Source organism: Streptomyces sp. NH27 (assembly GCF_056859195.1).
Genome location: NZ_JACEGK010000535.1, coordinates 1 through 5,487 on the forward strand (window position 1 = coordinate 1; position 5,487 = coordinate 5,487).

5 protein-coding genes are annotated in these 5,487 nt (G+C 70.1%); 2 read left to right on the forward strand and 3 right to left on the reverse strand.

The window, feature by feature from the left end:
* Positions 1–672: 672 nt before the first annotated feature.
* From AC13HU_RS31225 to AC13HU_RS31235, 3 genes are all read right to left on the reverse strand, one after another.
* The gene (locus AC13HU_RS31225) at positions 673–966 is read right to left on the reverse strand and encodes a hypothetical protein (protein WP_483045338.1); all 294 of its coding nucleotides are present in this window, start codon (positions 964–966) and stop codon (positions 673–675) included.
* A 165-nt stretch (positions 967–1,131) separates the two neighbouring features.
* Positions 1,132–2,112 (reverse strand): transporter, encoded by a 981-nt coding sequence (locus tag AC13HU_RS31230; RefSeq protein WP_483045339.1) that lies wholly within the window; start codon positions 2,110–2,112, stop codon positions 1,132–1,134.
* Positions 2,109–3,026: an ABC transporter ATP-binding protein gene (locus AC13HU_RS31235; protein WP_483045340.1), complete on the reverse strand. Its 918-nt coding sequence runs from the start codon at positions 3,024–3,026 to the stop codon at positions 2,109–2,111. The genes AC13HU_RS31230 and AC13HU_RS31235 overlap by 4 nt, the downstream gene beginning before the upstream one ends.
* A gap of 224 nt (positions 3,027–3,250) precedes the next feature.
* Between AC13HU_RS31235 and AC13HU_RS31240 the strand changes: the two genes are divergently transcribed.
* Positions 3,251–4,516 (forward strand): sensor histidine kinase, encoded by a 1,266-nt coding sequence (locus AC13HU_RS31240; RefSeq protein ID WP_483045341.1) that lies wholly within the window; start codon positions 3,251–3,253, stop codon positions 4,514–4,516.
* The gene (locus tag AC13HU_RS31245; RefSeq protein WP_483045342.1) at positions 4,513–5,259 is read left to right on the forward strand and encodes a response regulator; all 747 of its coding nucleotides are present in this window, start codon (positions 4,513–4,515) and stop codon (positions 5,257–5,259) included. Before AC13HU_RS31240 ends, AC13HU_RS31245 begins: the two co-directional genes overlap by 4 nt.
* Positions 5,260–5,487 lie beyond the last annotated feature (228 nt).

Below are 5,487 nucleotides of genomic sequence, written 5' to 3' on the forward strand. Positions count from 1 at the left end.
TCGGCCCGGCCGCCGGCGCGACCCGCATCCGCGGTTCGCGCCGACAGCCTTGTCTTCCTGGACGCTCTCGATCGAGCCCCGTGCCGACCACGGACCGGCATGGGGCCGGGCGGCGTTCTTCGCGGGTTCCGAAACCCTGTCGACCCGCAGCACGCATTCGGCACACATGAGTCGTGAAAGCCTCCACCGCCAGTGGAAACCACTGGAGGGTATTTCCGCAGGTCAGCGCCTCTGCGGGTGCGTTTTCGCAGGTCATGAGACCGCCCCGGAAGAATTTGCAAGGCAGATGTCAGGAGTTCGAATCTCCTAGGCTCCACCCCAGCTCAGGGCCTCTCTCGCATACCGCGAGAGGGGCCCTTTGATCTTGGAATCCCGCATAGGTCCCACAACCCCACGGATCACATGATCGGGTCACCCGATCGGGGGATCAGTTCACGCCAATCCCCCGCGTGAAGTGCGTGTAATGGAGGGGCTGGTGTGCTCCTCACACGCGCCAGATCTGCGTCCTCCACAGCCTGTGCGCGACGTGGGGAGACCGACCGCACAGGAGCGGGCCCCCGGCGCCGTCACCTACGCCTACGACAACAGCCTCCTTGACCAGAACGGCCAGGCGTGGGCCTGGAGAACGGCACGTGGTGATACGACGCCTGCTAGGTCCGTCCTTCGGGCGTGTCAGACGATCCGCAACTGCACCACCCAGTCCGGGCCGAGTTCGGACCTGAGCCGTGTCGCCAGGTTCTCGCCGTCGTGGCGGAACCTCTGCTCCTCGGCGTCGGAGGGACAGCCCGAGTCCATGGGGTCCGCCAAGTCGTAGGTGGCGTCCCAGCGGTCGCGCCACTCGTTGAGGGCGGCGGACAGCTTCGGCGAGACGGGCAGCTTCTCAGGGGCCACGTTCTCGACGCCGCCGTCCTTCACCAGCCAGGTGGGGTGGCACTGGATCTCCGGAGAGAGCCGCAGGTTGGGCACGGTCGGGGGTCCTCTCGTTCAGGATGCGGGGTTGGCACCGACGATGAAGCCGTTGTCACCCACGATGACGGCGATCTTCAGCAGCCTGGGCCAGAGGCTCGGGAGGCGGGGTGGCGTGGCGTTTCGATCGGTTCGGGGTCCGCGCCACCGGTGTGGCCGAATTCATCAGCTCAGGCGTTTGCGTGTCCACCAGAGGCACAACGCACCGAGAGCGACGGCGAGACCGAGGAAGACACCGGTCTCAGCCCATTGCAAGGTCCAGAAGTTGGCGGCGGCCTGATAGGTGACGCGCTGGCGGTAGTCGGCTCGGGCGAGGGCGTCGACGCATGCCTTGATCGAGTCGCAGTCGGCGTACGCGGGTGGCATCGCGTGGGCGGGATGTCCGGTGGCGTCGAGAGTCTGCTCCGCGATGGTCCAGCTGTCGGGTTTGCCGATGTCGACGTGGGAGACGGAGTCGAGGAGGTAGTTCGCCATGCGGTCGTGGGTGAAGGGGACGGTGACGGTGGTGGCGGGGGCCAGGTGGGCCCGGATCCACAGCGGCATCGACAGGAGAACGACGGTGTACGTGGCGAGGGTGGCGGCCATGGCGGGGAGTGTGCGGCGGATGATGACGCCGAAGGTGACGCCCAGGGCGAAGGCGAAGGCGGCGTAGCCGAGCGGGACGATGCCGCGGGCGCTGAAGATCGCCGGGTCGATGCGTGGGACGAAGTTGTCGGTGTTGTCGGATCCGCCCGCGGCGACGGCCTGGTCGACGGGGCTGCTCCACCAGGTGACCGCGAGGCTGAACAGGCCGCTCACGGCCATGGTGATGAGACCCGTGAGGGTGAGTTTGGTCAGCAGCCAGCGGGTGCGGGTGATGCCCTGGTTCCAGGCGAGGCGGTGGGTGCCGCTCTCCAGTTCGCGGGCGACGAGCGGGGCGCCCCAGAAGATGCCGATGAGGGCCGGTACGAGGAGGACGGCCACGCCGCAGACGAAGTAGAGGGTGGTGTCGGTGCTGGTGAGTTGCTGAACGAGACCACGCCCCGCGGTGGTGTGCAGGCCGGCCAGGTGGGGGCCGGTCGCGGAGAGAAGGGCGGCGAGGACCGCCAGTGCGCCGATGAACACCGTGGCCGGGGTGCGGAATTGGCGCCAGGTCAGCCAGATCATCGGTGGGTCTCCAGGGCGGCGGTGGGACAGAGGTCGGGGTCCGGGGCGGTGGTGGTGCGGCGGCCGATATAGGCCAGGACGATGTCTTCGAGTGAGAGCGGTTCGACCGTCCACGCGGGATCGTGAGGGAGCCGGGCCGCGTCGGTGCGCACGACGTGCGTGGTCCGGTCATCGGCGGTGCGGGACGTGGTGAGGGCGTGGTGGTCGGCGGGTAGACCGACGCGGGTGTCGGCCGGGCCGGTCATGCGGTGGTGCCCGGTCAGCAAGTCGTCTGTTCCGGCGCTCACTTGGACGCGTGAGTCGACGAGCACGATGACGTGGTCGCAGACCCGTTCGACGTCGGAGACCAGGTGGGTGGAGAGCAGGACGCTCATCTCCTGCCCGGCGATCGCCTCCGTGACATCGTCCAGGAACTCGCGGCGGGCCAGAGGGTCCAAGGCGGCGACCGGCTCGTCGAGGACGAGGAGTTCAGGGCGTTTGGCGAGGCCCAGGGTGAGGGCGAGTTGGGCGCGCTGCCCGCCGGACAGACGTCCGGCGCGTTGGTCGGGGTCGAGGCCGATGCGGCGGATCCGGTCGCGGGCGAGCGCGGTGTCCCAGCGGGGGTTGAGGCGGGCACCGAGGGCAAGGTGGTCGGCGACGGACAGGGCGGCGTACGTGGGGGTGTCCTGGGCGACGAAGCCGACCTTGGCGAGCTGCGCGGGGCCGGTGGCCGGGCGGCCGCCGCAGACCTCGATGGTGCCCGTGGTCGGGGCGAGCATGCCGGAGGTGAGGTTCAGCAGGGTTGATTTTCCGGCTCCGTTGGGGCCGACCAGGCCGACGACGCGGCCCGCGGGAACGTCGAGGGTGCAGTCCGACAGGGCCCAGCGCCGGCGGTATTTCTTGCCCAGGCCCTGGGCTCTCAATACGACAGTCACGCGTTGTCCTCGTCGGTGGCGGGGGTCCCGGTGACCTGCTTGGCTGGGACGCTATGAGCGGGGGGCGGGCGGGCGCGTCCGGCGCCCGGACCCTTTCCGTTCCTCCGCGCGGAGGATCCCGGCCGGGGTCCTCCGCGAGATGTAGACGAGGGAAGTACGCGAGCGCGTGATCACGGGCCGAAGGGAGGACGCGGCAGGCCGAGACGGCCTGTGACAATCGGCGGGTGACGAACGCATCGGCGGCGGACCGGCTGCGAGACGGCTTCGTGGCGCTGATGCGAACGACGGGGCCCTTGCCCCGGCCTGCCGGACGTGACCTGATCCTCGACGGGGCCCTCGCCGTGGTCGCCGTGGTAGCCGCGGTCAACTCCGGGCTGAGTGTGGGCATGGACCGCACGTACAAGATCGTCGACGGCACGGTGCGCGTGGTCGAGGGCTCCGGCGACTACGTCGGCGCGCTGGCACCGATGCTCCTGTGCTCCCTGCCCCTGGCCCTGCGCCGCCGCTACCCGCTGGCCGTGCTCTGGGTGGTGATCGCCGCAGGACTGATGGCGCCGGGCAGCGAGGCGAGGATGATCCTCTACACGGCCCTGGTCGCGACGTACTCCGCCGTCATGCACAGCCCGTACCGGATACCTACCCTGGCGAGCGTCGCCGTGGCGCTGCTCGTCCTGAACGGGGCCAGGACCCCGGACGTACCCACCATCCAGAACGAGTACGTCCCGCTGCTCATCGTGCTGCCGCTCGCCGTCGTCGCGGACGGCATGCGGCAGTGGCGGCTGCGCGCCGACGCGCGGCAGGAACGTATGGCGGCTCTGGAGCGGGAACAGGCCGCGGAGCTGCGCCGCGCTGCCGAGCGCGAGCGGGCCCGTATCGCCCGCGATCTGCACGACGTGGTCACCCACAACGTCAGCATGATGGTCATCCAAGCCGGTGCCGCGCGGAAGGTCATGGACGCCGAACCCGAGATGGCCCGCGAGGCACTCCTGGCCGTGGAGGCCGCCGGCCGCTCGGCGATGGCGGAACTTCGGCACACGATGGGACTGCTCACCCTGAACGCGGAGGACAATCCTGCCGCCCCCGCCAAGGACCTCGCCCCGCAACCCGGCCTGGACCAGCTCGACGCGCTCGTCGGCCGGGTACGGGACACGGGTCTGAGCGTCGATCTGACGGTGACCGGCAGCCGCCGTCCGGTCCCGTCCGGCATCGGTCTCACTGTCTACCGCGTGGTCCAGGAGGCGCTGACCAACACCACCAAGCACGCGCGGGGCGCGAGCGCGAGCGTGGCGCTCGCCTACGAGCCCGAGGCCCTGCACACAGAGGTGGTGGACACCGGCGGCACACCGGGTCCTGACGTGGCGAGAGGCGGAGGTCACGGGCTGATGGGGCTGCGGGAGAGAATCGCGGTCTACGGCGGCACCCTCCAGACCGGGCCGACTCCCGACGGTGGGTATCGTCTCGCCGCCGTGATCCCTCTGGAGCCGTCGTGACCAGTCACCCAGTGCGCGTGGTGGTCGCCGACGACCAGGCGCTCGTGCGTACCGGGTTCCGCATGATCCTCATGGCCGACGGCGTCGACGTGGTCGCCGAGGCGGCCAACGGCGCCGAGGCCGTGGACGCTGTGCTCCGGACCTGCCCCGATGTCGTGCTCATGGACATCCGGATGCCCGAGCTCGACGGCCTGGAGGCCACGCGCCGCATCCTGCGCGACTGTCCGGATGCGGCCACCGCACCCCGCGTGATCATGCTGACCACCTTCGACCTCGACGACCTCGTCTACGAGGCACTGTCGGCCGGCGCCAGCGGCTTCCTCCTCAAGGACGTCACCCCGGAACACCTCGTCGCCGCCGTCCGACTCGTGCGCACCGGCGACGCACTTCTCGCCCCGGCCATCACCCGCCGCCTCGTCCAACGCCACGCCCGCCAGCCGCCTGAAGCGGCGCCCACCGTGCCGCGTCCCGGCCTGGCCGCCCTGACCCCCCGCGAGCTGGACGTCCTGCACCTGCTCGCCCAGGGCCTGAGCAACACCGAACTCGCCGCCCGCCTCCACCTCTCCGAGACCACCGTCAAGACCCACGTCTCCCGCATTCTCGCCAAGCTTCAGCTGCGCGACCGGGTCCAGGCGGTGGTCCTCGCCTACGAGACCGGTCTGGTCAGGGCGGGGGACGGGGCTACGGCTTCGACTCCTGACCCGAGGACCCCGGGGGAGGAATCACCGTTTCACCGGGGATGACGCGTGCCGATCGTGGTGACCGTGCAGCACTTCCTTGCGGACCGTTGTCCGACAGCAGCCGGGGCGTGGATGGTGACACCGTAGCCGCTGCGGGCGTCGCCTTGGCCATGGCGTCCGGGCAGACGGTTCGACGAGCGGGCGAACTTTCGGAGCGCGGCGGGGAATTGACGGTGTTCGGTGGGTGGGATGGTGGGGGTGTGGTGGTGATCGATGCGGTGCTGGAAGTGG